Source organism: Streptomyces sp. NPDC058401 (genome assembly GCF_042722885.1).
GTDB lineage: Bacteria > Actinomycetota > Actinomycetes > Streptomycetales > Streptomycetaceae > Streptomyces.
In genome coordinates this window covers 1-25,016 of sequence record NZ_JBHXKA010000118.1, presented here as the reverse complement: position 1 = coordinate 25,016, position 25,016 = coordinate 1, and the positions used below count along the sequence as shown (strand labels likewise).

Sequence of the window (25,016 nt, the reverse complement as noted above, 5' to 3'; positions counted from 1 at the left end):
GGCTGGGTGTATCCAGCCCCTCCGGCGTTTGAGGAGCGGGGCCTTGGGCGGAGCCCCGGGGAACGGTGGAAGGGCGGGTCGGGGACAGCCCCGCAGGGCCCCGCGCCCGGGGCCCTGCCCGGCTATCCGGCGCGCTTCGGCACGGGGACCCGTACGAGATCCGCGGCGATCGTCAGTTCGCCCTCGAAGCCGGCCGCACGGGCCTGCCGTTCGAACTCCGCCGGCTCCGTGTAGCGCTGCGAGAAGTGCGTCAGCACGAGATGCCGCACGCCCCCGTCCCGGGCCACCCGCGCGGCCTGCCCCGCGGTGAGGTGCCCGTGGTCGGTGGCGAGTTGGACGTCCTCGTCGAGGAAGGTCGACTCGATCACCAGCATGTCGCAGCCCGCCGCGAGCGCTTCCACGCCCTCGCAGAGCCGGGTGTCCATGACGAAGGCGAACCGCTGTCCGGCCCGCGCCTCGCTGACCTCGTCGAGGGTGACCCCGCCGAGGCTGCCCTCGCGCTGGATCCGGCCCACGTCGGGCCCCTTGATGCCGTGGAGCGCGAGCAGTTCGGGCCGTATCCGGCGCCCGTCGTGCTCGGTGACCCGGTAGCCGAAGGACTCCACCGGGTGGGAGAGGCGTACGGCGTCCAGGGTGTACGCGTCCCCGCGCGCCAGGATCCCGTCCTCGGCCACCGGCTCCTCCGCGAGCTGCACGGTCTCGCGGTAGGCGGTGGCGTACCGCAGCCGGTCGAAGAACTTCTGTCCGGAGGCCGGGTAGTGGGCGGTGACGGGGTGCGGGACCCGGTCGAGGTTGATCCGCTGGATGACCCCGGCGAGGCCGAGGCTGTGGTCACCGTGGAAGTGGGTGACGCAGATCCGGTTGATGTCGTGCGCGGCCACCCCGGCGCGCAGCATCTGGCGCTGGGTGCCCTCGCCGGGATCGAAGAGGATGCCCTCGCCGTCCCAGCGCAGCAGGTAGCCGTTGTGGTTGCGGTGGCGGGTGGGCACCTGGCTGGCGGTGCCGAGCACCACGAATTCGCGTACGGACACGGTTTATCCCGGGGGCCATTCGAAGCCACGGCCGCCGAGGACGTGCGCGTGGGCGTGGAAGACGACCTGGCCGGCGCGGGCGCCGGTGTTGAAGACCAGCCGGTAGGCGTGGTCGGGGAGCTTCTCGTCCACGGCCACCTGGCCGGCCTCGCGCAGGACGTCGGCGGCGACCTGCGGCTCCGCGGCCGCGAGGGAGGCGGCGTCGGGGTAGTGCGCCTTCGGGATGACGAGGACGTGGGTGGGTGCCTGCGGGTTGATGTCGCGGAAGGCGACGGTCGTGTCCGTCTCCCGGACGACCGTCGCGGGAATGTTCCCCGCGACGATCTTGCAGAACAGGCAGTCGGCCTGCGGTTCCCCTGCCATGTGCTGAGCCCTTCGTGACGGGTGATCGGTTCCGGCATCGTATCCACCGCCACCGACCGGGCCCGTCAGGACCAAGGACCCGTCACCACCACCGGCCCGTCACCACCACCGTCCGTCAGGACCAGCGCCCCGTCCGTGCCAGCAGCACCGCCGCCGCGGCCGTGCCCGCCGTGGAGGTGCGCAGGACAGAGGGGCCGAGCCGGTACGGGTGCGCCCCGGCCGCGGCGAAGGCGGCGAGTTCGTCCGGGGAGACCCCGCCCTCGGGGCCGACGACCAGGACGACGGAGCCGGCGGCGGGCAGTTCCGCGGTGGCCAGCGCACCCGAGGGGGCGTCCCGGTCCTCGTGCAGGACCACCGCGAGGTCGGCCTCCGCGAGCAGCGCCGCGACCTGCTTGGTCGACAGGGCCTCCGCGACCTCGGGGAAGCGGACCCGGCGGGACTGCTTGCCGGACTCCCGGGCGGTGGCCCGCCACTTCGCGAGGGATTTGGCGCCGCGGTCGCCGCGCCACTGGGTGATGCAGCGCGAGGCCTGCCAGGGCACGATCGCGTCGACGCCGGTCTCCGTCATGGTCTCAACGGCGACCTCGCCCCGGTCGCCCTTGGGCAGGGCCTGGACGACGGTGATCCGGACGGCCGGCTCCGGCTCCTCGAAGACCCCGGACACGGAGACGAGGAGGCGGTCCTTGCCCTCGGCGGCCGTCACGACGGCCTCGGCCCAGCCGCCCCGGCCGTCGGTCAGCACGAGGGCCTCGCCGGGGGCCAGCCGCTTCACGGAGACCGCGTGGCGGCCCTCTGCGCCGTCCAGCACGAACTCCGGCCCCGCGGGAACCTTTTCGACCACGAACACCGGGGCGGTCATGACGCACTCCTCATCTGCATTGCCTTCAACGCGTTCTGTGCCGCGCCGAGTTCCGCCGCGAGCACCTCCACCAGTTCCCCGGCGGGCAGGGCCCGCGCCAGCCGGTGCCCCTGGCCCGCCCACAGGGCCATGCCCTGCGGGTCCCCGGCATCGGCGGCGGCCTTGCGCAGCGGCGCGGTCAGGTGGTGCACCTGCGGGTACGCGGCCGGGGCGTACGGGCCGTGCTCGCGCATGAACCGGTTGACCAGCCCGCGGGCCGGCCGCCCCGAGAAGGCCCGGGTCAGCTCCGTCCGGACGAACAGCGGGTCGGTCAGCGCCTTCTTGTGCAGGGCGTGCGCGCCGGACTCCGGGCAGGCCAGGAAGGCCGTGCCGAGCTGCGCGGCCTCCGCGCCCGCGGCGAGCAGCGCGGCGATCTGCGAGCCGCGCATCAGGCCGCCCGCCGCGATGATCGGGAGGGCCACGGCCTCGCGGACCTGCGCGACGAGCGCGAGCAGGCCGACTCCGGCCGTGCCGTCGCCCTGCGGGTCGTCGCGGTGGGTGCCCTGGTGGCCGCCCGCCTCCACGCCCTGGACGCAGACGGCGTCGGCGCCTGCCGCCTGGGCGGCGCGGGCCTCCTCGACGGAGGTGACGGTGGCGATCGTGTACGTACCGACCTTGCGCAGGCAGGTGAAGGCCGCGGGCGAGGGCAGGCCGAAGGTGAAGGAGACCACGGGGACCGGGTCTTCGATGAGAATGGCCAGTTTGGCGTCGTAGCCGTCGTCGCTGGTGCCGATGATGTCCTCGTCGGCGAGGGAGATCTCGTACCAGGAGGCTTCGCTGGCGAGGTGCCCGCGGTAGGCCTCCACGACCGCCGGGTCCGCGTGGGAGGCCTGCGGCAGGAAGAGGTTGACGCCGAAGGGGCGGCGGGTGAGCGCGCGCAGCCGCTTGATCTCCTGGTACATGCCGTCGGCGGTCTTGTAGCCGCCGGCGAGGAAGCCCAGTCCGCCCGCTTCGCACACGGCGGCCGCGAGCGGCGGGCAGGACGCGCCGCCCGCCATGGGCGCCTGCACGATCGGGTACGCGAAGAGACCGTTCGGTGCGGAGGACATGAGCTGCATCGTGCCATGTCCCGCTCACGGGACCGAATCACGGCATTCGCCTGGCATAGTCCCCTTCCCCGGGGTGCCCGAATACCGTCGCCGCCCTGCCGCGCCGCATGCCGCGAGCCCGGTCCGGGGCATCCCCGGACCGGGCTCGCAGGTGTTCTCGTACACCGCCGGGACGCCGCCCCTACGGTGCTCCGCGCGCTGCTCAGCGCCCGTTGAAGGCGTCCTTCAGGCGGCTGAACAGGCCTTGCTGACCCGGTGCGAACTGGCCCATCGGCCGCTCCTCGCCGCGCAGCTTGGCCAGCTGGCGCAGCAGGTCCTCCTGCGCCGGGTCCAGCTTGCCGGGGGTGGTGACCTCGACGTGCACGATCAGGTCGCCTCGTCCGCCACCGCGCAGGTGGGTGACGCCGCGGCCGTGCAGCGGGATCGCCTGCCCGGATCCGGTGCCGGGCCGGATGTCGATCTCTTCCAGGCCGTCGAGCGTCTCCAGCGGGCACTTGGTGCCCAGGGCCGCCGCGGTCATCGGGAGGGTGACCGTGCAGTGCAGGTCGTCCCCGCGCCGCTGGAAGGTCGGGTGCGGCAGCTCGTGGATCTCCACGTACAGGTCGCCGGCGGGGCCGCCGCCGGGGCCGACCTCGCCCTCGCCCGCGAGCTGGATCCGGGTGCCGTTCTCGACGCCGGCCGGGATCTTGACGGTGAGGCTGCGGCGGGAGCGGACCCGGCCGTCGCCCGCGCACTCGGGGCACGGGGTCGGGACCACGGTGCCGAAGCCCTGGCACTGCGGGCAGGGTCGCGAGGTCATGACCTGGCCCAGGAAGGACCGGGTGACCTGCGAGACCTCACCGCGGCCGCGGCACATGTCACACGTCTGCGCCGAGGTGCCGGGTGCGGCGCCCTCTCCGGAGCAGGTGGTGCAGACGACGGCCGTGTCGACCTGGATGTCCTTGGTCGTGCCGAAGGCGGCCTCGTCCAGTTCCAGGTCGAGGCGGATCATGGCGTCCTGGCCGCGGCGGGTCCGCGAGCGCGGTCCGCGCTGCGAGGACTGGCCGAAGAAGGCGTCCATGATGTCGGAGAAGTTGCCGAAGCCGCCCGCTCCGAAGCCGCCGGCTCCGCCGCCGCCCGAGGAGGACAGCGGGTCGCCGCCGAGGTCGAAGACCTGCTTCTTCTGCGGGTCCGAGAGGACCTCGTAGGCCGCGTTGATCTCCTTGAAACGCTCTTGCGTCTTGGGATCGGGGTTCACATCCGGGTGCAGCTCGCGTGCGAGCCGCCGGAATGCCTTCTTGATCTCGTCCTGCGATGCGTCGCGGCGCACGCCGAGAACGGCGTAGTAGTCCGTGGCCACTTACGACTCCGCCAGGATCTGTCCGACGTAACGTGCCACTGCGCGTACCGCTCCCATCGTTCCGGGGTAGTCCATGCGGGTCGGTCCGACCACGCCGAGTTTGGCGACTGCTTCGCCGCCCGAACCGTAGCCGACCGAGACGACGGACGTGGAGTTCAGTCCCTCGTAGGCGTTCTCATGCCCGATCTTTACGGCCATTCCCGACTCACTGGCCTCGCCCAGCAGCTTGAGGAGCACGACCTGCTCCTCCAGCGCTTCGAGCACCGGCCTGATCGTCAGGGGAAAATCGTGTCCGAAGCGGGTCAGGTTGGCGGTGCCGCCGATCATCAGCCGCTCCTCCGCCTCCTCGACCAGCGTTTCGAGGAGGGTGTCGAGGACGGCTCGCACCGTCACCCGGTCCTCGTTCTCGAAGGACTCCGGAAGGTCCTTGACCAGCGGCGGCACGTCGGTGAACCGACGGCCGACGACACGGCTGTTGAGGCGCGCCCGCAGGTCCGCGAGCGAGGCCTCCCCGAAGGGGGCCTGGCAGTCGACGAGCCGCTGCTCGACCCGGCCGGTGTCCGTGATGAGGACGAGCATCAGGCGGGCCGGGGCCAGCGAGAGCAGTTCCACGTGCCGGACGGTGGACCGGGTGAGCGAGGGGTACTGGACGACGGCGACCTGCCGGGTGAGCTGCGCGAGCAGCCGCACCGTACGGCCGACGACGTCGTCGAGGTCCACGGCCCCGTCGAGGAAGTTCTGGATGGCCCGGCGCTCGGGCGTCGACAGCGGCTTGACCCCCGCCAGCTTGTCGACGAAGAGCCGGTAGCCCTTGTCGGTGGGGATCCGGCCGGCGCTGGTGTGGGGCTGGGCAATGTAGCCCTCGTCCTCCAGCACGGCCATGTCGTTGCGCACGGTGGCGGGCGAGACGCCGAGGCGGTGCCGCTCGGTGAGCGCCTTGGAGCCGACCGGCTCCTCCGTCCCGACGTAGTCCTGGACGATGGCGCGCAGCACTTCGAGTCTGCGATCGCTGAGCATCGCGCGCACACCTCCATCGTTTCCGTCGTTCGCGGCTTCGGCAGGCCCTGCCTGCTGGCACTCTGAGCGTTCGAGTGCCAGAGATCCCCCGGTCAGTGTACGGCGGGGTGGTACACCCCTAGCAAGGGCGGCCCGCCAAGGTAGCGTCGCGGCATGGACGTGCGTTGGGAAGAGGCGGGCTGGGAACGGCTCACCGAACGGGCCGGCCGCAAGCGCCTGCCGGTGTGGGACTGCACCGTGGGACTGGTGGTGGGCGAGGATTCGGCCCTCCTGATCGACCCGGGGTCCTCCCTGCGGGAAGGTGCGCAGGTACGGGCCGAGGCGGAGCGGCTGACGGGCCGGCGCGTGACCCATCTCGCATTCACACACGGACATTTCGACCACGTACTGGGCGGAGCGGCGTTCGCGGGGGCCGAGGTCTACGGTCCGGTCGGGCTGGACTCCCTGCTCTCGGTGAGCCGGGAGGAGCTGCGGACGGACGCGGTCCGGCACGGCCTGGCGGAGGCCGAGGCGGCCGAGGCGGCGGACCTGCTCGTGATCCCCCGGCACCTGGTGTCGGGCGAGTGGACGCTGGACCTGGGCGGGGTACAGGTCCTCCTGGCGAACGTGGGTCCGGGGCACACCCGGCACGATCTGGCCGCTTTCGTGCCCGGGGCGCGCGAGGTGGTCTTCTGCGGCGACCTGGTCGAGGAATCGGGCGAGCCGCAGGCGGGCCCGGACGCGGTGCCGCGGCAGTGGCCGGCGGCCCTGGACCGGCTCCTCGCCCTGGGCGGGGGCGACGCTCTGTACGTACCCGGTCACGGAGCGGTGGTCGACGCGGCCTTCGTACGTGCCCAACGCGACACACTGGCCGCCCGTTTCGGCGTGTCGGGCACCTGAAACGGCCCGCTCTCCTACCCTCGGCCGGATGCGCGAGTACTCCCCCGACCTGACCCCGCAGTGGAAGCGCTCCAAGCCCGTCCCCGAGGTGCCGGCCGATCCGGACCTGGTGGTCGAGGTGGCGGGTACGGACTTCTGCGGCGCGGTGGTGGCCTGCGAGGCGGGCACGGTCACCCTGGAGGACCGATTCGGCAAGCGCCGCGTCTTCCCCCTCGAACCCCGCGGTTTCCTCCTGGACGGCGCGGTGGTGACCCTCACCCGCCCCGCACGGGGCCCGGCCGCGCCGGCCCGTACCGCCTCGGGCTCCCTCGCCGTCCCCGGGGCCCGGGCGCGGGTGGCCCGGGCGGGCCGGATCTACGTGGAGGGCCGCCACGACGCCGAACTGGTCGAGCGGGTGTGGGGCGACGACCTGCGCATCGAGGGCGTCGTGGTGGAGTACCTGGAGGGCATCGACGACCTCCCGGCCGTCGTCGCCGAGTTCGCCCCCGCCGCCGACGCCCGCCTGGGCATCCTGGTGGACCACCTGGTCCCGGGCTCCAAGGAGTCCCGCATCGCCGCCTCGGTGACCTCCCCGCACGTCCTGATCGTGGGCCACCCGTACGTGGACGTCTGGCAGGCCGTGAAGCCCTCCGCCCTGGGCATCCGCGCCTGGCCGGTCATCCCACCCGGCCAGGACTGGAAGACGGGCATCTGCCGCGCCCTGGGCTGGCCGGAGAACACCGGGGCCGCCTGGCAGCACATCCTGTCCCGCGTGACCTCGTACAAGGACCTGGAGCCCACCCTCCTGGGCGCGGTGGAGCACCTGATCGACCACGTGACGGCGTGACCCGGCGGGGCGGCGAAAACCCAGCCCCTCCGGCGTTTGAGGAGCGGGGTTCCGGGGGCCGGCCCCCGGAACGGGTCCGGGCGGAACCTGGGGAACGGGCGAAGAGCGGGTAGGGGACGGCCCCGCCGGGCGGCCCGGCCCCCCGGTCGGAGCTAGTCGACCAGGTCGCGGACCACCGCGTCGGCCAGGAGGCGACCCCGCAGCGTCAGAACGGCCCTCCCGGCCGCGTACGGGGCTGCTTCGAGAAGCCCGTCGGCCAGGGCCCGCCGGGACGCGGCCAGCCCCGCAGGGGCCAGCAGGGACAGCGGAACCCCGTCCACCAGCCGGAGCTCGAGCAGGATCCGCTCGACCCGCCGGTCCTCCTCCGAGAGGAGCTCCCGCCCGGCCCCGGGCGACCGCCCCTCCGCCAGCGCCGCCGCGTAGGCACCCGGGTGCTTCACGTTCCACCACCGCACCCCGCCCACGTGCGAGTGCGCTCCGGGCCCGGCGCCCCACCAGTCGGCCCCGCGCCAGTACAGCTCGTTGTGCAGGCAGCGCCCGGCCTCGGTGGTGGCCCAGTTGGAGACCTCGTACCAGGAGTAGCCGGCCTCGGCCATCACCGTGTCGAGGATCAGGTACCGGTCCGCGTGGACGTCGTCGTCGGTCATCGGGACCTCGCCCCGCCGGATCCGCCGCGCGAGCTGGGTGCCCTCCTCCACGATCAGCGCGTAGGCGCTGATGTGGTCGGGTCCGGCCCCCAGGGCCGCTGCCAGCGAGGCCCGCCAGTCCTCGTCGGACTCCCCCGGCGTCCCGTAGATCAGGTCCAGGTTCACGTGCTCGAAGCCCGCCGCCCGTGCTTCCGCGACGCAGGCCTCGGGCCGGCCGGGGGTGTGCGTGCGGTCCAGCACCTTCAGGACGTGCTGCTTCGCGCTCTGCATGCCGAAGGAGATCCGGTTGAAGCCGCCCGCGCGCAGCTCGGCCAGGTACTGCGGGTTCACCGACTCGGGATTGGCCTCGGTGGTGACCTCGGCGTCCTCGGCCAGCCCGAATTCCTCGCGGATCGCCGCGAGCATGCGTACGAGGTCCCCGGCGGGCAGCAGCGTGGGCGTGCCGCCGCCCACGAAGACGGTCCGTACGGCCCTCGAGTCGTCGCCGAGCACCTTCCGCGCCAGCCTGACCTCGTCGATCAGGGTGTCGGCGTAGTTCTCCCGGGAGGCGAGCACGCCGCCGGTGCCCCGCAGCTCGGTGGCCGTGTAGGTGTTGAAGTCGCAGTATCCGCAGCGCGTGGCGCAGTACGGAACGTGCAGGTAGAACCCGAGCGGCCGCTCCCCCGCTCCCGCCAGGGCGTGGAGCGGCAGGGAGCCGTCTTCGGGCATGGGTTCACCGTCGGGCAGTGCGGAAGGCATGGGCCCATTGTCCCGCACTGCCCCAAGGTCGTTTACGGCCCCGCGCGGCGCCCCGGACCGCGCCCGGTGCTACGCCTCCCGGGAGCCCTCGTACATCTCCTCGATGAGGTGCTTGAACTCGCGCTCGACGACCGGCCGCTTCAGCTTGAGGCTCGGGGTGAGGTCCCCGTGCTCCACGTCGAGGTCGCGCGGCAGGAGGCGGAACTTCTTGACCGTCTGCCAGCGCTGGAGGCCCTCGTTGAGGGTCTGGACGTAGGTCTCGATGAGCCGGTTGGTCTCGGGGGCGGCCAGGACCTGGGAGTACGTCTTGCCCTCCAGGCCGCTCTCGGCGGCCCAGACCAGGATCGAGGGCTCGTCGAGGGCGATGAGGGCGGAGCAGAAGTTCCGGTCGGCGCCGTGGACCACGATGCTGGAGACGTACGGGCAGAGCGCCTTGAACTGGCCCTCGATCTCCGCCGGGGCGACGTACTTGCCGCCGGAGGTCTTGATCAGGTCCTTCTTGCGGTCGGTGATGCGCAGGTAGCCGTCGGCGGACAGCTCGCCGATGTCGCCCGTGTGCAGCCAGCCGTCGGCCTCCAGCACCTCGGCGGTCTTCTCGGGCTGCCCGTGGTAGCCCTGCATGATGCCGGGGCCGCGCAGCAGCACCTCGCCGTCGTCGGCGATGCGGACCTCGGTGCCGGGGAGCGGCTTGCCGACGGTGCCGGTGCGGTAGGCCTCGCCGGGGTTGACGAAGGAGGCGGCGCTGGACTCGGTGAGTCCGTAGCCCTCCAGGATGTGGATGCCCGCGCCGGAGAAGAAGTAGCCGATCTCGGGTGCGAGGGCGGAGGCGCCGGAGACGGCGGCGCGCAGGTTGCCGCCGAAGGCCTCGCGGAGCTTGGAGAAGACGAGCGCGTCGGCGACCTTGTGCTTGGTGGCGAGGCCCAGGGGGGCGCTCGCCCGGCCGGTGCGGCGGAAGTTGTCCTGGGTGACCTTGGCGTACTCGCGGGCCACGCCGACGGACCACTGGAAGATCTTGTACTTGGCCCCGCCGCCGGCGCGGGCCTTGGCGGCGACCCCGTTGTACACCTTCTCGAAGATGCGCGGGACGGCCGCCATGTAGGTCGGCTGGACGATCGGCAGGTTCTCGATGATCTTGTCGATGCGGCCGTCGACGGCGGTGACGTGACCCACCTCGATCTGGCCGGAGGTCAGCACCTTGCCGAAGACGTGGGCGAGCGGCAGCCAGAGGTACTGGACGTCGTCCTTGGTGATCAGGCCGGTGGCCACGGTGGCCTTGGCCATGTACGACCAGTTGTCGTGCGGCAGCCGTACGCCCTTGGGGCGGCCGGTGGTGCCCGAGGTGTAGATGAGGGTGGCGAGCTGGTCGGCGGTGATGGCCGCGATGCGCTCCCTGACCACCTCGGGGTGCTTGGCCAGGTACTCGCGGCCGCGCGCCTCCAGGTCGGCCAGCGAGAGCACCCAGCCCTCGGGGTCGCCGTCGGCCGGGACGGCGTCGGCGGCCTCCACGACCACGACGTGGGCCAGCTCGGGCAGGTCGGCGCGGCGCGCACGGGCCTTGGCCAGCTGCGTGCCGTCCTCGGCGATCAGGATCCGGCTCTCGGAGTCGGAGAGGATGAAGGCCGATTCCTCCGCGTTCGTGCTCGGGTAGATGGTGGTCACGGCGCCGCCGGCGCACATCACGCCGAGGTCCGCGAGGATCCACTCGACCCGGGTGTTCGAGGCCAGCGCGACGCGCTGCTCCGGCTGGATCCCGAGCTCGACGAGTCCGGCCGCGATGGCGAAAACCCGGTCGGCGGCCTGGCCCCAGCTGAGGGACTTCCAGTCGTCCGGGCCGCCCTTGCCGTCCGCGGCGGGGACCGGGTAGCGGTAGGCCTCGGCGTTCGGCGTGGCGGCGACACGCTCCAGGAAGAGGGTCGCCACGGTGGGCGGACGGTTCTCGATCAAGGTCTGTGTGTCGCTCACGGACATCCTCCGGACCACGCGGCAGGGCATGTACAGGACTTGTAACTGGCGAGTAACCAACGAGCAGTGATCAGACTAGGGGCCCTCCGCCTGGCGCGTAAGGGCCCCTGGGATGCCGATTCATAACGAAGCGGACGCCCGCGACCGCGTATTCCGGTCCCCGGCCGGGGACCGGCCGGAAAGCGGCCGGATACGGAGCGGGCCCCCGCGCCGGAGCGCGGGGGCCTGCTTCGTATCCGATGGCTTCGCCGCGGCTACTTCTTCTTGCTGCCGGACTCGTCGCTGGAGAGGACGGCGATGAAGGCCTCCTGCGGGACCTCCACGGAGCCGACCATCTTCATGCGCTTCTTGCCTTCCTTCTGCTTCTCCAGCAGCTTCCGCTTACGGGAGATGTCACCGCCGTAGCACTTGGCGAGGACGTCCTTGCGGATGGCGCGGATGGTCTCGCGGGCGATGACGCGGGAGCCGACGGCCGCCTGGATCGGGATCTCGAAGGCCTGCCGCGGGATGAGCTCGCGCAGCTTGGCGACCAGGCGCACGCCGTAGGCGTAGGCGGCGTCCTTGTGGCAGACGGCGGAGAAGGCGTCGACCTTGTCGCCGTGCAGCAGGATGTCGACCTTGACCAGGCTGCCGGACTGCTCGCCGGTGGGCTCGTAGTCGAGGGAGGCGTAGCCGCGCGTCTTGGACTTCAGCTGGTCGAAGAAGTCGAAGACGATCTCCGCGAGCGGCAGCGTGTAGCGGATCTCGACCCGGTCCTCGGAGAGGTAGTCCATCCCGAGGAGGGTGCCGCGGCGCTGCTGGCAGAGCTCCATGATCGCGCCGATGAACTCGGAGGGCGCGAGCAGGGTGGCCCGGACGACCGGCTCGAACACGTCCCTGATCTTGCCCTCGGGGAACTCGCTCGGGTTGGTGACGGTGACCTCCTTGCCGTCCTCCAGGACGACGCGGTAGACCACGTTCGGCGCGGTGGCGATCAGGTCGAGACCGAACTCGCGCTCCAGGCGCTCGCGCACCACGTCCAGGTGGAGCAGGCCGAGGAAGCCGACGCGGAAGCCGAAGCCGAGCGCCGCCGAGGTCTCCGGCTCGTAGACCAGCGCTGCGTCGTTGAGCTGCAGCTTGTCCAGGGCCTCGCGCAGGTCCGGGTAGTCCGAGCCGTCGAGCGGGTACAGGCCCGAGAAGACCATCGGACGCGGGTCCTTGTAGCCGCCGAGGGCCTCGGTCGCGCCGTTGTTCAGGCTGGTGATGGTGTCACCGACCTTGGACTGACGGACGTCCTTCACGCCGGTGATGATGTAGCCCACCTCGCCGACGCCGATGCCGTCGGCCGGGGTCATCTCCGGGGAGGAGACACCGATCTCCAGCAGCTCGTGCGTGGCGCCGGTCGACATCATCCGGATGCGCTCGCGCTTGTTGAGCTGGCCGTCGACCACACGCACGTAGGTGACGACACCGCGGTACGAGTCGTACACGGAGTCGAAGATCATCGCGCGGGCCGGGGCGTCCTTGGGACCGACCGGGGCCGGGACCGTGGCGACGATCTTGTCGAGCAGCACGTCCACGCCGAGACCGGTCTTCGCCGAGACGCGCAGGACGTCCTCCGGCTGGCAGCCGACCAGGTTCGCGAGCTCCTCGGCGAACTTCTCCGGCTGGGCGGCCGGCAGGTCGATCTTGTTCAGGACCGGGACGATCGCCAGGTCCTTCTCCATCGCCAGGTACAGGTTGGCGAGGGTCTGCGCCTCGATGCCCTGGGCGGCGTCCACCAGGAGGACCGTGCCCTCGCACGCGGCGAGCGAACGCGAGACCTCGTAGGTGAAGTCGACGTGCCCGGGGGTGTCGATCATGTTGAGGATGTGGGTCTTGCCCAGGTCCTCACCCGTGTTCGGCGCCCACGGCAGCCGGACCGCCTGGGACTTGATCGTGATGCCGCGCTCACGCTCGATGTCCATGCGGTCGAGGTACTGGGCGCGCATCTGCCGCGAGTCCACCACACCGGTGAGCTGGAGCATCCGGTCGGCAAGGGTCGACTTGCCGTGGTCGATGTGCGCGATGATGCAGAAATTGCGGATCAGCGCCGGGTCGGTACGGCTCGGCTCGGGCACGTGGCTGGGGATCGCGGGCACGCAGTGTCCTGATTCTCGGGTCGCAGTCGGAACGAAGTGTGGGCGTCGGTCTGCGCGAAACCAGATCTGGTCGGGCCTAGTCGGATCTACCGAGTCGGATCTATACGCAGACTCCCATGGTCCCATGAACCGGGGAGTGCGCTCGGTTTGGGCCCGTCGGACGGCAGCTGGTAGCCTGAGCAGCTGTGTCTCGTGTGCCCTCTAGCTCTACGGGACGCAATCCGAAGATCAAATCTCTGAACCTGCAAAGGCTCTTTCGTGGCGAACATCAAGTCCCAGGTCAAGCGCAACAAGACGAACGAGAAGGCTCGCCTTCGCAACAAGGCCGTCAAGTCCTCGCTCAAGACCGCCATCCGCAAGGCCCGTGAGGCCGTCGTCGCCGGTGACGCCGAGAAGGCCACCGTGGCTTCCCGCGCCGCTGCCCGCGCGCTCGACAAGGCCGTCTCGAAGGGTGTCATCCACAAGAACGCCGCCGCCAACAAGAAGTCGGCGCTGGCGATCAAGGTTGCCTCCCTTCAGGGCTGAGCCACTGATGTGATCGCCGGGCCGGGAACCAGCGGGCCCTCTCTCCCGCTCCCGACCGGCACTCCGCGCCGCACACGAAGCGTTCGCCACGCGGGTGCGGTGCAAATCGAGAAGTAACCGAAGGCCCCGGCCGCCACCCTTCCCCAGGGCGGCAGCCGGGGCCTTCGGCATGCCCGCGTCTGCTCAGGAGTGGCAGAGCACGTTGAGGACGACCGTCTCTGCGTCGAGACCGTCGAGAAGGCGGTCGGCCCGCTCCCAGTAGCCCGCCCCCTCCGTGCCCGCGTCCGTCCACGCACCGTCGAGGGTGACCAGGGCGTGGTTGGGCACCGCACCCCGGACGGCCCACATCCGGGCTTCCCCGTGTTCCCCGGCGAAGTACGCGACCGGGTCGTTGACCAGGAACGACATCCCGAAGTGCGGGTCTCCCGCGACCGCCCGCTGGGCCACCTCCTGCACCAGCGGCTGGGCCAGATGATCCTTCCGGGCCTCCTCCGCGGAGTACCCCTCGGGATCGGCTTCGTGGCGGGCGAGGAACTCCGTGAGCGGGCGGGCCGGCGGGTGTTCCGCGCTCAGCCCGGTCCAGGCGTCGAGCAGTGCGTCGTACGAGTGCCCCGCGCGCTGCCGCATGCCGTCGAAGTCGAGCAGGCCCCGGGGCCCGCCGTAGCACTCCAGCGGCCCGAGGGGACCGAGATCAGCCTTCCTGCGCGGCACGGTCGAGGCCGTGACGAGGCGGCGGTCGCCTTCGTACTGGGGCAGCACGAGACAGGCGCCGCCCGCGCGTATCGCCCACCAGTCCCACCGCCCGACCGGATTCAGTTCCCGGCCGAGGTTGAGGTCGTAGGGCGCCAGGGCCGCGGCCACTGCCTTCGGGATCTTCCGGGGCGCAGTCGGCGGCAGGCACACGGTGGCATAGAACTTCGTCATGCCCGGGAGCGTATGACCTGCGGTTTGCCGTCCCGCCAGGGGGTCGGTCCGACCCTGGCGGAGCCTCCCGCCAGGTGGCGGACCTGCCCGGCAATCGTCGGCCTGGCCGCCCACCAGTGGGCCCGCCCGGTAGCCCGCTGATCCAACCGGGCAACCCATGGCCCTGCCCGCTAGCCCGTGGACCCCTACTGGGCAACCGATGGGCCTGCCCTCTGGCATGCGGACCTACCCGCCAACCCCGTGGGCGGGCCCGGCAAGCCCTTGGGCGGGCCCGGCAAGCCCTTGGGCGGGCCCGGCAAGCCCTTGGGCGGGCCCGGCAACGAGTGGGCTTGCCCGCTAGCCCGTGGACAGCCTGGCAACGAGTGGGCCTGCCCGGTAGACCGTGGCCTGCCCGCCGGTGGGCCTGCCCGGCAGCCGGTGGGCCTGCCCGGTAGCCGGTGGGCCTGCCCGGTAGCCCGTGGGCGTGCCCGGCAAGCCCGTGGACCCCCGGTAGCCGGCGGACGTGCCCGGTGACCAGGGGAGCTTCCGGCGGAGGGGATCAGCCGCGCTGGGGGCGGGCCGCGCGGGCCACTGCCACGACCGCCTTCTCCAGTGCGTACTCCGGGTCGTCGCCGCCGCCCTTGACGCCCGCGTCCGCCGCGGCGACCGCGCGCAGCGCGTCCGAAACACCGTCCGCCGACCATCCCCGCATCTGCTGCCGGACCCGGTCGATCTTCCACGGCGGCATGCCGAGGTCCCGCGCGAGGTCCCCGGGACGGGCCCCCCTCGGGGCCGAGGCCAGCTTCCCGATCGCCCGTACCGCCTGGGCCAGCGCGCTGGTGATCAGTACGGGAGCCACCCCGGTGGACAGGGACCAGCGCAGGGCCTCCAGGGCCTCCGCGGCGCGCCCCTCCACCGCCCGGTCGGCGACGGTGAAGCTCGAAGCCTCGGCCCGGCCGGTGTAGTAGCGGCCGACCACGGCCTCGTCGATCGTGCCCTCGACGTCCGCGCACAGCTGCGCCGCCGCGCTCGCCAGCTCCCGCAGGTCGCTGCCGATCGCGTCGACCAGCGTCTGGCAGGCCTCGGGCGTGGCCGAACGGCCCAGCGTCCGGAACTCTCCCCGTACGAACGCCAGCCGGTCCGCCGGCTTCGTCATCTTCGGGCAGGCGACCTCACGGGCGCCCGCCTTGCGCGCGGCGTCGAGCAGGCCCTTGCCCTTGACGCCGCCCGCGTGCAGCAGGACGAGGGAGATCTCCTCGAAGGTCGCACCGAGGTACGCCTTGACCTCCTTGACCGTGTCGGCCGAGAGGTCCTGCGCATTGCGCACGATCAGCACCTTGCGCTCCGAGAAGAGCGAGGGGCTGGTCAACTCGGCCAGGGTGCCGGGCTGGAGCTGCTCGGAGGCGAGGTCGCGCACGTCGGTGTCGGCATCGGCGGCTCGCGCCGCCGTCACGACCTCCCGCACGGCGCGGTCGAGCAGCAGGTCCTCCTGCCCCACCGCGAGGGTGATCGGGGCGAGCGGATCGTCGGTGGAATTCTTCCTGGTGGCCATCGCCTCCAGCATCCCACGCCGCACTGACAGACCCTCGCGGCCCGGCCCACCCCGAGACCCGTCCGCGGGCCGTCCGCGGGCCCGTCCGCGGGCCCCTCCGCGGGCCCCTTCCGCGGCCCGTCCCCCGGACCTTCCCCCGGGCCCCTTCCGCGGCCCCCTCGCCCGTACCGGAGAATGTCCGGGTGAACGTGCGACATGTACTGGTCCTGCCCGACCGCGACTCCGCCGAGGAGGTGGCGCGCGAGGTCGTCGACCGCTTCGGCCTCCCGGAGGAACCGCAGCTGGTCCGCGACGCCCTCGCCGGCGAGGACGACGCCGAGGACGCCCAGTGGCTGGTGGTCGTCGAGGACCCGCGCGAACGGCTGGACACCGCGGGCCTGGACGAGCTCGCCGCCGAGTACGACGGCTGGCTCGAAGCCCCGTAGCGGCCGGACCGCACCCCCTCAGGCCTTGTGCACGACCTGCATGTCCAGGGTCACTTCCACGTTCGAACCGATCGCCGCGATCCCCTGCGCCAGCATCGACTGCCAGTTCAGCGTGAAGTCCTCGCGGTTCAGTTCGGCCGTCGCCCGGCAGGCCGCCCTCGGCTCGCCCTCCAGGCCCGCGCCCAGGCCCAGGTACCGGGTGTCCAGGGTGACGGACCGGCTGACCCCGTGGAGGGTGAGGGCGCCCGTCACGGTCCAGTGACTGCCGCTGCGGTGGATGAACCGCTCGCTGTAGAACTCCACCGTCGGGTGGCGGGCCGCGTCCAGGAAGTCCGCGGAGCGCAGGTGGTCGTCCCGCATCCGCAGCCCGGTGTCGATGCTCGCCGCGTCGATGATCACGCGCATGGAGGAGTCCTCCATCCGGTCGGCTATCCGCACCGCGCCGGCGAAGGTGTTGAACCGTCCGTTGATGCGGGCGAAGCCGATGTGCCGGGCCGAGAACCCGATCGTCGAATGCCCCGGGTCCAGCTCCCAGTGGCCCGGCTGCGGCAGCAGCGGCGGATCCACCGCGTCCAGGACGATCTCCCCGGTGCCCGGCTGCGCCGGGTCCCCCACCAGCGTCGCCCCGTGGAAGGGCGCGTAGCCCTCGGCCGTGACGGCGAGCCGGTACTCGCCCGCCGGCACCGCCGCCGTGAACCCGCCGTACGGGTCGGTCTCCCCGCTGACGATCCGCCGGCCTATCGGGTCGGTCACCTCGAACGTGGCCTGCCGAACCGGCTGGTGGACCGTGTCGAGCACCCGGCAGCTGAGCAGCCGCGCGGTATGAGGAAGCGTCAGTGTCGCGGATGTCTGGGGACTGGCGCTTCCCGCCGTCTCCATCCCCCGTCTGCGACTGAACATGGTTTATGCACCCCCGTGCTGTGTGGACTTGGACCGCTCTGGCGAAAACGCATTCGATCATGCTGCCGGGTTGTGGGCAAACGGAGTGGTCACTCCTGGTATGCCCGTGCCGGATCCGTCGCCGGATGGCCGGGAACGCCCGCAGTCGCGGGCCGCTGCCGGTGACGGCGACCGAACCGTCCTCGTCCGTGCGCAGCACGGCCGCGCCCGACTCCCGCAGCCGGGCGAGCGTACCCGCCGCGGGATGCCCGTACCTGTTCCCGGCGCCCACCGGGACGATCGCCAGGCGCGGCCGGATCCGCTCGTACAGTCCGGGGTCCTGATGGGCGCTGCCGTGGTGGGCGACCTTGAGGACGTCGACCGGCCCCAGTTCCGGATGGTTCCTCAGCAGGGCCTGCTGGGAGGCCGGTTCGAGGTCGCCCAGCAGGAGCAGGGTAAGGCCCGCGCCGCGCACCAGCAGGGCCACGCTCGCGTCGTTGGGACCCTCCGGCGGAGCGCCCCCGGCCGGCGGCCACAGCACCTGCCACTCCAGCGGTCCGGCCCGGCGCCGCTCCCCCTCCACGGCACGAACGAGGGGGATTCCGGCGGCCGCCGCGGACCGCCGTACGAACGCGGCCTGCCCGGGCGGTTCTTCCAGTCCGGTGACTTGCACCACACCCACCGAGCGGCCCCTGAGCACCCCGGTCAACCCGCCCACGTGGTCGGCGTGGAAGTGCGTCAGCAGGAGCAGCGGCACCCGGTTCACGCCCAGCTCCCTCAGGCAGGCGTCCACCGGCCCCGGCTCGGGGCCCGCGTCCACCACCACGGCCGTCCCCGGGCCGGCCGCGAGCACGGCGGCGTCCCCCTGGCCCACCGCTTCCCTGTCAAGTCTGTGTGTGTTGCCTGAGCCTCTCTGGCACTCCTCGTTCTGTTGGTGCCTTGGCGACTCTGCGTAGGGGAAGAGGAAGGCTCATTGCAGACGACCAAGACCTGCCTGGGCGCCTGGGCCACTCGTTGCTGATTCTCAGGACAGGTGCCATCCCGGCGTTCACTCAACGAGGGACTGCCAAGGAGTGCGCCTCTTTGGGTCCCGTCAGTCCCGTCAGCCTGATCTAGCAGTTCGGGTTCAGAGGATCAGGGCTGGCTTCGCGCCAGTGATTGGGGCCCAGGGTGCCCCGGACGTCGATGAACCTGCGGTCGGTCGCGCGGGTGGCTTCGGTCAACGATCCAGAGTCAGGAGCCACCAGCCGAGTCGGCGCTCGGCCGTCCCAGGGATGATCTGTTCGAAGCCGGCCCGGTTGAGCATCTTCTGGCTGGGGATGTTGCGCCGGTCGACTCGCGCGAACACGGCAACCGACTCGTGGTCGGGTTCTCGCTCGAGGATGTCGTAGAGGGCGTCGAGGAGAACCTCGTCGGCGAACTTGCCGCCCTGGTTCCGGTATCGGTCCGCGATCCCGAGCATCAACAGGTAGCGGCAGGCCGTGTCCGGAGGGACCCGGAGATCGGGGTGCTGTGAGGCGGGGCGGGAGTGTGTGTAGGCGGCAGCGATGCCTGAGGCGTCTTCGGCGATGCGAAAGCGCTGGTCCCAGCGACGAGACGCGCCCGTGTCGGCCAAGGCTTCAGCGCGGAAGTAGGCCTGGACCTCGTGTTCCCAGGACGGAGGCCGTCCCTTGGGAGGAACCCCTTGGGCGCAGGTGAAAGCGTGGAGCTTCCGGCGATCGAGTTTGCCTGGAGCACGCCAGGTCACATTGCTCACGGTCGCGGGGGCAGCTTCCGTCGCGGGCCGTCCTCAGCCCGCAGGCTCTCGCTCAGCTTCTTGGCTTCGGCCCGGGTCATCGGGGCCTTGAGGAGGTCAATCAGGGGCTTCTTGAGCTTTGCTCGCCCCTGCTTCGCCTTGGGCTTCTTGAGTGGTGAGCCCGCAGCTCCGCCCCGGGTGCTCTTCACCTCCAGAGAGGCGGTTCGGTTCCCATCCAGGTTCAGGACCAGTGTCTGGTCGCCGATCTTGTCAACAATGGTGTAGACCACTGTCGGCTGGACGGCTCCGCCCTTGTGCCCGAAGAGGCCCTTGAGCGGGGCAGCGCTCGAGCGGTTCACGCGTCGGCGGAACTCTCCAAGCAGTGCGGGCGGGAGGTCGCCCTTCTTCGCCTTACCGGTATGCATGACTATTTCCGACCCGTCGCGGCTCGCGGCGGCATCGTCTTCTCCGCGGCTCGTTCGGCTCGGGCGGGGGGTCATGGGACCAGACTACCGAGGCTGCAGCGCGTTGGTGAGGGGACGTATGTGCTCTGTTCTGATGTTCATCGGCCTCAAGGCAACGGTGAATCTCATCCGCAACGGCGTGCGCTCACACTCTCGCCCCCGGCGTGCAGGCCGGGGGCGAGACCTTTTCGCGGCGATGCGGGAAGTCAGGGGCGGCCGAGGCCCCGGGTGGTCCAGCCGGCTTCGCGCCACTGGTCGGTGTTGAGGGTGCCGCGGGCGTCGATGACCTTGGGGCTGGTGGTGCGGGTGGCGAGCCGCTTGGGGTCGATGGTCGAGTACTGGTGCCACTCGGTCAGGTGCAGCAGCAGGTCCGCGTCGTCAATGGCGGCGATGGGGTCTTCGACGTAGTCGAGTTCGGGGTGGAGCTTGCGGGCGTTGTCGAGGGCCTTGGGGTCGGTGATGGTGACGGTGGCGCCGAGGTCGTGGAGAGCCTGGGCGACGGCGAGTGCGGGCGAGTCGCGGATGTCGTCGGTCTCGGGCTTGAAGGCGGCGCCCCAGACGGTGATCCGCTTCCCGCTCAGGTCGCCTCCGAGTTCCTCGCGGGCGAGGTCGATGACGCGCTCGCGGCGGCGGCCGTTGACCGCGGCGGCTTCGCGGAGCATGCCGACGGCCTGCCCGGCGTCGAGTTCGTCGGCGCGGGTGATGAAGCCGGCGAGGTCCTTGGGGAGGCAGCCGCCGCCGAAGCCGAGGCCGGGCCGCATGCCGTGGCGGCCGATGCGGTGGTCGTGGCCGAGGATGTCGGCGAGCTCGGCGACGTTGGCGCCGGAGGCTTCGCAGACCTCGGCCATCGCGTTGACGAAGGAGATCTTCGTGGCGAGGAAGGAGTTCGCGGCGCCCTTGGCGAGCTCGGCGGTGGCCCAGTCCGTCACGATCGTCGGCGTCCCCGACTCGATGATCTTCGCGAACGCCTGCCGCAGGACAGTCTCGGCCCAGGAGTGGTCGCGGTTGAAGCCGAGGACGAGCCGGTCGGGGCGGAGGGTGTCGTCGACTGCGAAGGATTCGCGGAGGAACTCGGGGTTCCAGGCGACCTCGATGAGGTCGCCTGCGGGGGCGTACTCGCGCAGGATCTCGGAGACCTGGGGTGCGGTGCCGACCGGGACGGTGGACTTGACCGCGATGACTGCCGGTCGGGTCAGGCCGGGGGCGAGGCGGCGGGCGGCGTCGAAGAGGTGGGTGAGGTCGTAGGCGTCGGTGCCGGGCTGGTTCGGGGTGCCGACCCCGATGAAGTGCAGGTCGGCGAAGTCGGCGGCCTCGCCGTAGGAGGCGGTGAAGCGGAGCCGGCCCGTCGCGGTGTGCTTGGCGAGGAGGTCGTCGAGGTCGCGTTCGAAGAACGGGGCCTTGCCGGAGTTGAGGGTGTGGACCTTGTCGATGTCGGAGTCCATGCCGAGGACTTCGTGGCCGAGCTCGGCCATGCAGGCGGCATGGGTGGCGCCGAGGTAGCCGCATCCGATGACGGTCATCTTCATGAGCGGGGTGTCCCTTCGGGTGGGGCCGCCGCTGGCGGCCCCACCCTTGCCCCGTCCGGAAGGGCGGGGTGATCAGGAGGGCCGGGCGGCCAGGTGGCGGTGGATCCCGGCCCGGATGTAGGGCGGGATCGTGAGGATGTCGAGGTGCTCGGGGGCGAAGAACTGGAGCTTGATGCCCTCGGCGAGGGGGAGGCGGGTCTCGTCGCCGTCCCAGGCGCCTGCGAAGAAGGTGATGATCTGCCCGGAGCCGTGCTGGTCGCATGTCTCGAACAGCTCGGTCAGGTTCCCGGCGGTCAGCCCGGCTTCTTCGTCGAGTTCGCGGACGATCGCGGCAGCCGGGCTCTCGCCGGGGTCGCAGCCGCCTCCCAGAAGGCTCCAGTGATCGGGCCAGGCGATGGTGGGGAGGTCGTCGCGGAGGTGGAGGAGGAGTTCGCCGCGGCGGTTAGTGATGATCGCGACGGCTCCGCGGGCGGCGGCCGGCTCCTCGGTGGCAGATGTCTCGAAGTGCATCCCCTCACCGTAGTAACCGAGTTGAGGATCATGCAGCGGCCCTCACCGTCTGGTCCGAAAACCAGGCGGCTGCCATGAGGGCCTGCATGCGCGTGCGGTCGAAGCGTCCGCCAGGCTGCAAACCCCCCTCGAGGAGGGGACGGAACGCGGTCGGGGCATCGGGGAGGGCCATGCGGATCTGGGTGTCGGCCCAGGTGGAGAGGTTGCCGTTGAGCCAGGAGGGGACCGGGGAGGCGAAGCCGAGCTTGTCGCGGCTGTCCCAGACCTCCTTCGGCAGGCCGAGGGCCTTCGCGGCGTCCCGCAGGATCCGCTTGCCCTGGGCCGGGTCGGTGATCTTGTGCTCGACGGGCAGCCGGTAGGAGAACTCGACGAGGTCGCGGGCGAGGTAGGGGGATCGGCGTTCGAGCGCGTAGGCGGAGGCGAGTTTGTCGCTGGTCATCACCAGCGGCCTCCAGGCCGTCGCCAGGTCCGCGAGGGTCAGGCCGCGGGCCAGGTCCCCGCCCGCGCGGGCCATCGCGTCGGCCACGAGCTCACGGAGCCGGCCGTCCGGGTCGGGGCCGCGAAGGATCAGCCGGGTGACGGCCTCCGCCGGGTCCAGGGGTTCGCCGGCAGTGTGCATGAGCTTGGCGGCCAGCGGCCGGTATGCCTCCAGCCCGGCGCCGAGGACAGCCTCGGCGCCGAACAAGACGAGGGCCTGGCGGACGTAGCCCATCAGGAACTCGTCCGGCCCCAGCCCGCCGATCGCGACCCGCAGGCCGAGGTCGGAGATCTTCCGGTAGGCCATGTGCTCCGAGAAGGTGCTGGCGTTGCCCATGGGGTAGTCCAGGGCCCGCATCATGTGCGGCAGCGCGGTGGTGAAGTCGACGTGGTCGGGCTCGACCACCACCAGCTCGGCCTTGATGTCCCGGGCGATGATCGCGGCCGTGGAGGACTCGTCGAGCCGGTCCTGGCCCGGGTAGCGAACGGTGACGCAGACCGGCGGCCGCATCAGGTAGGCCAGCACCGCCGAGTCCAGCCCGCCCGAGAGCAGGAGGGCGAAGTCGCAGGCCGGAGACCTGAGCGGGATCTGGTCCGCGAGGATCGTGGAGAACTTCGCGAGGGCCTCTTTGTAGGTGCCGGTGAACGGGGCCCTGTCCTCCAGGTGCCACCAGGTCATCTGGTCGATCGAGCCGGTGGTGACGTCGAAGGACAGCAGCGTGGCCGGCGCCAGCAGCTGGATCCCCTGGAACGGCGTGTCGACCCCGGTCGGCGTCTCGATCGCGGTGACCTCCGGCCGTAAGACCAGCGGCGCCGCCCCGTAGCCAGTCAGCGTGGTCACCTCGGAGGCGAACGCGAGCCGGCCCCCGTCCAGGCGCCAGTAGAGCGGCTTCTCGCCCAGCCGGTCGCGGGCCAGGAACAGCTTCGCGACCCGCGGGTCATAGACGGCCAAGGCGAACATGCCGTCCAGACCGTCCAGGCAGGACGGGCCGATCTTCGCCCAGGCCCGCAGCAGGAAGTGAGCATCCGACTCCCTCTCGCGGACCTCGATGCCCCAGGCGGCCGCCTGGGACCGCCAGTTGTAGATCTCGCCGTTGAAGGCCAGCACCAGCCCGGTGTCCCGGTCCAGGTAGGGGCCAGGCATGGCCTGCGGATCCACAATCAGCAGCGTGTTCATGGCCAACACCGCCCGGCCGTCGGTGCTGGCGGTGTGCATGGTGCCGTCCGGGCCGCGGTAGTGCTGCGAGGCACCCATCGCGGCGACGGTCTTCTCGTGCCGGATGGCATCGCCTCCGGCCAGTCCTGCGATTCCGCACATCTGGTTCACCCCCGAGCGTGAAGTCGTGGTGCCTGGCGGTGGCCACCACCGGGAGCCCTTCCTGGCGTCCCGGCGGTGGCCTGAGCCCTCATCACAGCGGCCGGGGGATCAGGCTGGGAGGGCTCGCAGGGGGGCTCACAACTCGCGAACCAGGTTCACCCAGGGTCCGCAGGGCAATACCCTCAGTGCCTCACGGTGCGGGAAGGGCGTACGACTTTCCGTGCCCAGCCGGAATCGGTACGACTGAAAATGCTCCAGTCGCCGCAGATCCGGCCCCATAGCGTTTCCTCGTCAGCAGCCATGTTGCTGACCTGGTGGAAAAGGGGACTGAAGGTGGCGTCGACCAGCCGTCGGAAGCGTCCGCCGAACGCGGACCTCGCCCGGCTCATCGAGACCTGCGGCGCGAGCCACAAGTCCCTGGCCCTGCGGGTCAACCAGCTCGCCAAGAACGCCGGGATGGAGACGGACTACTCGCATACGTCCATCGCGAACTGGTGCCAGCGGGGCATGATCCCCAAGTGGCCTGTTCCCACCTTCCTCGCCCAGGCGATCGGGGAACGGCTGGGACGCCCGGTGGCACTTGGTGAAATCGGTATGGGCGAGGCTGAGACACCGGATACGGGTGTGGGGTTGGATTTCCCCAGGGACCGTGCAGAGGCGGTCCGTGTGGCCACCTCGTTCTGGAGCTTCGTGAACCGCCGCGACTTCCTGGCCGGATCCGGCTTCGCCGTATCCGCGTTTACCACCCCCGTGACCCGCTGGCTGGTCACCCCCGCCGACGACGGCGCCGACCACAATGGCGGCAAGCAGGTCGGCCGCGCCGACCTCGACGAACTCCGCGACGCAGCCGATGAGGCCCGCCGCTGGGACTCCAAATACGGCGGCGGGAACTGGAAAGCCAACTCCGTCACCGTCTGCCTCCAGGAACGGGCCGCCCCGCTTCTTCGGGGATCCTTCACCGACGATGTCGGCCGCGACCTGTTCTCCGTCACCTCCGAGCTCTCCCGCCTGGCCGGCTGGACCGCCTTCGACGTCGGCCAGCACGACGTCGCCCAACGGCACTTCATCCAGGCCCTCCGCCTCGCCCGTGCGGGCGGGGACGTCCAGCTCGGCTGCTACGTCTTAACGACCATGGCGATGCAGTCTCTGCTGCGGGGCTTTCCCTCCGAGGCCGTCGATATGGCCCAGGGCGCCTTCGAACGAGCGAAGGGCCAGGCCGCCCCGCGCATCCTGGCGTTCACCAAGCTCATCGAAGCCCGCGCTCACGCCCGTGAGAACAGCGCCAGAGCTGCCTCGCGGGCCCTGGCCGCCTCCGAAGACCTCATCAGCCAGGCCGACCAGACCGCTGGGGATGAGCCGGCCTGGATCGACTTCTATCACCATGCCCGCCTGTCCGCGGATGCCGCCGAAGTCTTCCGGGACCTGAAGAACCCCAAGGCATCGCTGGCCTGGAACCAGCGGGCCGCCGCGATGCCATCGGGGGTGTTCACCCGTTCCGTCGGGATGCGGCTCGCGATCGTGGGGACCGCCCACCTCCAGGCCCGCCAGCTCGACCAGGGTCTCGAGCTGGGCCACCGCTCCGTAGACATCCTCGCCCGCGTCCAGTCCAGCCGGGCCAAGGACTACGTCCGCGAGTTCAACACCGCCCTCGCCCCCTGGCGCCGCGAGCCGGCCGTCCGCGAGTTCATCCACCGCACCCGCACCGAACTCAGCATCGCCGTTTAATACTGTGACCGAGAATGCCTGCGGGGATGCCCGTTAGCACCAGTTGAAAAGTGGGCTATCCAACCAACGTGGGGCGGGGGATGGCGAACCCGGGTCCGGGTTCGCCAT

At 71.2% G+C, this 25,016-nt stretch carries 22 protein-coding genes and 1 pseudogene; 5 read left to right on the top strand and 18 right to left on the bottom strand.

Translation table 11 applies throughout. The features are described from left to right. Positions 1 to 122: 122 nt before the first annotated feature. From ACFWNV_RS31365 to hrcA, 6 genes are all read right to left on the bottom strand, one after another. Entirely contained in the window at positions 123 to 1,031 is a 909-nt protein-coding gene (locus tag ACFWNV_RS31365; RefSeq protein ID WP_383953586.1) for a ribonuclease Z, read from the bottom strand. A gap of 3 nt (positions 1,032 to 1,034) precedes the next feature. Beyond that, positions 1,035 to 1,394 (bottom strand): histidine triad nucleotide-binding protein, encoded by a 360-nt coding sequence (locus tag ACFWNV_RS31360; protein ID WP_383953584.1) that lies wholly within the window; start codon positions 1,392 to 1,394, stop codon positions 1,035 to 1,037. Between the two features lie 115 nt (positions 1,395 to 1,509). Continuing rightward, positions 1,510 to 2,253 (bottom strand): 16S rRNA (uracil(1498)-N(3))-methyltransferase, encoded by a 744-nt coding sequence (locus ACFWNV_RS31355; protein ID WP_383953582.1) that lies wholly within the window; start codon positions 2,251 to 2,253, stop codon positions 1,510 to 1,512. Continuing rightward, a complete protein-coding gene (locus ACFWNV_RS31350) occupies positions 2,250 to 3,341 on the bottom strand; it encodes a nitronate monooxygenase (RefSeq protein WP_383953580.1) in 1,092 nt (363 codons plus the stop codon). The genes ACFWNV_RS31355 and ACFWNV_RS31350 overlap by 4 nt, the downstream gene beginning before the upstream one ends. 202 nt (positions 3,342 to 3,543) lie before the next feature. Next, positions 3,544 to 4,680: a molecular chaperone DnaJ gene (gene dnaJ, locus ACFWNV_RS31345; RefSeq protein ID WP_383953578.1), complete on the bottom strand. Its 1,137-nt coding sequence runs from the start codon at positions 4,678 to 4,680 to the stop codon at positions 3,544 to 3,546. Then, positions 4,681 to 5,697, bottom strand: a complete 1,017-nt coding sequence (hrcA, locus tag ACFWNV_RS31340; RefSeq protein WP_383953576.1) for a heat-inducible transcriptional repressor HrcA — start codon at positions 5,695 to 5,697, stop codon at positions 4,681 to 4,683. 153 nt (positions 5,698 to 5,850) lie between these two features. Between hrcA and ACFWNV_RS31335 the strand changes: the two genes are divergently transcribed. Together ACFWNV_RS31335 and ACFWNV_RS31330 are read left to right on the top strand one after the other, a co-directional pair. After that, entirely contained in the window at positions 5,851 to 6,576 is a 726-nt protein-coding gene (locus tag ACFWNV_RS31335) for an MBL fold metallo-hydrolase (RefSeq protein ID WP_383953574.1), read from the top strand. 28 nt (positions 6,577 to 6,604) lie between these two features. Then, complete coding sequence (locus ACFWNV_RS31330; protein ID WP_383953572.1) at positions 6,605 to 7,402, top strand: DUF3097 domain-containing protein; 798 nt, start codon at positions 6,605 to 6,607, stop codon at positions 7,400 to 7,402. Between the two features lie 152 nt (positions 7,403 to 7,554). Here ACFWNV_RS31330 and hemW read toward each other — a convergent pair whose 3' ends face one another. The 3 genes from hemW to lepA form a co-directional block, all read right to left on the bottom strand. Then, positions 7,555 to 8,787, bottom strand: coding sequence for a radical SAM family heme chaperone HemW (hemW, locus tag ACFWNV_RS31325; protein ID WP_383953570.1), 1,233 nt, complete (start codon positions 8,785 to 8,787; stop codon positions 7,555 to 7,557). 69 nt (positions 8,788 to 8,856) lie between these two features. Next, complete coding sequence (locus tag ACFWNV_RS31320; RefSeq protein ID WP_383953568.1) at positions 8,857 to 10,749, bottom strand: AMP-dependent synthetase/ligase; 1,893 nt, start codon at positions 10,747 to 10,749, stop codon at positions 8,857 to 8,859. A gap of 254 nt (positions 10,750 to 11,003) precedes the next feature. Beyond that, positions 11,004 to 12,869, bottom strand: coding sequence for a translation elongation factor 4 (gene lepA, locus ACFWNV_RS31315; RefSeq protein WP_383953566.1), 1,866 nt, complete (start codon positions 12,867 to 12,869; stop codon positions 11,004 to 11,006). A gap of 258 nt (positions 12,870 to 13,127) precedes the next feature. Here lepA and rpsT point away from each other — a divergent pair, with 258 nt between their 5' ends. Next, complete coding sequence (rpsT, locus tag ACFWNV_RS31310; protein ID WP_383953564.1) at positions 13,128 to 13,394, top strand: 30S ribosomal protein S20; 267 nt, start codon at positions 13,128 to 13,130, stop codon at positions 13,392 to 13,394. Between the two features lie 183 nt (positions 13,395 to 13,577). Here rpsT and ACFWNV_RS31305 read toward each other — a convergent pair whose 3' ends face one another. Beyond that, entirely contained in the window at positions 13,578 to 14,318 is a 741-nt protein-coding gene (locus ACFWNV_RS31305) for a hypothetical protein (RefSeq protein WP_383953562.1), read from the bottom strand. Between the two features lie 538 nt (positions 14,319 to 14,856). Then, positions 14,857 to 15,849, bottom strand: a complete 993-nt coding sequence (gene holA / locus ACFWNV_RS31300) for a DNA polymerase III subunit delta (protein WP_383953588.1) — start codon at positions 15,847 to 15,849, stop codon at positions 14,857 to 14,859. Positions 15,850 to 16,031: 182 nt separating this feature from the next. On the opposite strand from holA, the gene ACFWNV_RS31295 reads away from it, so the two are divergent. Next, positions 16,032 to 16,274, top strand: a complete 243-nt coding sequence (locus tag ACFWNV_RS31295; RefSeq protein WP_383953560.1) for a hypothetical protein — start codon at positions 16,032 to 16,034, stop codon at positions 16,272 to 16,274. A gap of 18 nt (positions 16,275 to 16,292) precedes the next feature. On the opposite strand, the gene ACFWNV_RS31290 is transcribed toward ACFWNV_RS31295, so the two are convergent. From ACFWNV_RS31290 to ACFWNV_RS31260, 7 genes and pseudogenes are all read right to left on the bottom strand, one after another. Continuing rightward, positions 16,293 to 17,174: a YceI family protein gene (locus ACFWNV_RS31290; protein ID WP_383953558.1), complete on the bottom strand. Its 882-nt coding sequence runs from the start codon at positions 17,172 to 17,174 to the stop codon at positions 16,293 to 16,295. A 136-nt stretch (positions 17,175 to 17,310) separates the two neighbouring features. After that, positions 17,311 to 18,027: pseudogene (locus tag ACFWNV_RS31285) on the bottom strand (ComEC/Rec2 family competence protein); the annotation flags it as partial. Positions 18,028 to 18,372: 345 nt separating this feature from the next. Then, a complete protein-coding gene (locus ACFWNV_RS31280; protein ID WP_383953556.1) occupies positions 18,373 to 18,909 on the bottom strand; it encodes a hypothetical protein in 537 nt (178 codons plus the stop codon). Then, the gene (locus ACFWNV_RS31275; RefSeq protein WP_383953554.1) at positions 18,906 to 19,313 is read right to left on the bottom strand and encodes a hypothetical protein; all 408 of its coding nucleotides are present in this window, start codon (positions 19,311 to 19,313) and stop codon (positions 18,906 to 18,908) included. Before ACFWNV_RS31275 ends, ACFWNV_RS31280 begins: the two co-directional genes overlap by 4 nt. Positions 19,314 to 19,558: 245 nt before the next feature. After that, on the bottom strand, positions 19,559 to 20,878 hold the full coding sequence (locus tag ACFWNV_RS31270; protein WP_383953552.1) for a UDP-glucose dehydrogenase family protein: 1,320 nt from the start codon (positions 20,876 to 20,878) through the stop codon (positions 19,559 to 19,561). Between the two features lie 72 nt (positions 20,879 to 20,950). Next, positions 20,951 to 21,388: an NUDIX domain-containing protein gene (locus ACFWNV_RS31265; protein ID WP_383953550.1), complete on the bottom strand. Its 438-nt coding sequence runs from the start codon at positions 21,386 to 21,388 to the stop codon at positions 20,951 to 20,953. 28 nt (positions 21,389 to 21,416) lie between these two features. Next, positions 21,417 to 23,183 carry an asparagine synthetase B family protein gene (locus tag ACFWNV_RS31260; protein WP_383953548.1) on the bottom strand — a complete coding sequence of 589 codons (1,767 nt, stop codon included), beginning with the start codon at positions 23,181 to 23,183 and terminating at the stop codon, positions 21,417 to 21,419. A 333-nt stretch (positions 23,184 to 23,516) separates the two neighbouring features. On the opposite strand from ACFWNV_RS31260, the gene ACFWNV_RS31255 reads away from it, so the two are divergent. After that, entirely contained in the window at positions 23,517 to 24,908 is a 1,392-nt protein-coding gene (locus ACFWNV_RS31255; RefSeq protein ID WP_383953546.1) for a sporulation protein, read from the top strand. Positions 24,909 to 25,016 lie beyond the last annotated feature (108 nt).

Bases quoted from the DNA above. Each gene is read 5' to 3' on its own strand.
- hrcA (WP_383953576.1), bottom strand. From the start codon at position 5,697: ATGCTCAGCGATCGCAGACTCGAAGTGCTGCGCGCCATCGTCCAGGAC.
- ACFWNV_RS31270 (WP_383953552.1), bottom strand. From the start codon at position 20,878: ATGAAGATGACCGTCATCGGATGCGGCTACCTCGGCGCCACCCATGCC.
- ACFWNV_RS31275 (WP_383953554.1), bottom strand. From the start codon at position 19,313: ATGCATACCGGTAAGGCGAAGAAGGGCGACCTCCCGCCCGCACTGCTT.
- ACFWNV_RS31360 (WP_383953584.1), bottom strand. From the start codon at position 1,394: ATGGCAGGGGAACCGCAGGCCGACTGCCTGTTCTGCAAGATCGTCGCG.
- ACFWNV_RS31265 (WP_383953550.1), bottom strand. From the start codon at position 21,388: ATGCACTTCGAGACATCTGCCACCGAGGAGCCGGCCGCCGCCCGCGGA.
- ACFWNV_RS31330 (WP_383953572.1), top strand. From the start codon at position 6,605: ATGCGCGAGTACTCCCCCGACCTGACCCCGCAGTGGAAGCGCTCCAAG.
- holA (WP_383953588.1), bottom strand. From the start codon at position 15,849: ATGGCCACCAGGAAGAATTCCACCGACGATCCGCTCGCCCCGATCACC.
- ACFWNV_RS31335 (WP_383953574.1), top strand. From the start codon at position 5,851: ATGGACGTGCGTTGGGAAGAGGCGGGCTGGGAACGGCTCACCGAACGG.
- ACFWNV_RS31290 (WP_383953558.1), bottom strand. From the start codon at position 17,174: ATGTTCAGTCGCAGACGGGGGATGGAGACGGCGGGAAGCGCCAGTCCC.
- ACFWNV_RS31350 (WP_383953580.1), bottom strand. From the start codon at position 3,341: ATGTCCTCCGCACCGAACGGTCTCTTCGCGTACCCGATCGTGCAGGCG.
- ACFWNV_RS31305 (WP_383953562.1), bottom strand. From the start codon at position 14,318: ATGACGAAGTTCTATGCCACCGTGTGCCTGCCGCCGACTGCGCCCCGG.
- ACFWNV_RS31260 (WP_383953548.1), bottom strand. From the start codon at position 23,183: ATGTGCGGAATCGCAGGACTGGCCGGAGGCGATGCCATCCGGCACGAG.
- ACFWNV_RS31355 (WP_383953582.1), bottom strand. From the start codon at position 2,253: ATGACCGCCCCGGTGTTCGTGGTCGAAAAGGTTCCCGCGGGGCCGGAG.
- hemW (WP_383953570.1), bottom strand. From the start codon at position 8,787: ATGCCTTCCGCACTGCCCGACGGTGAACCCATGCCCGAAGACGGCTCC.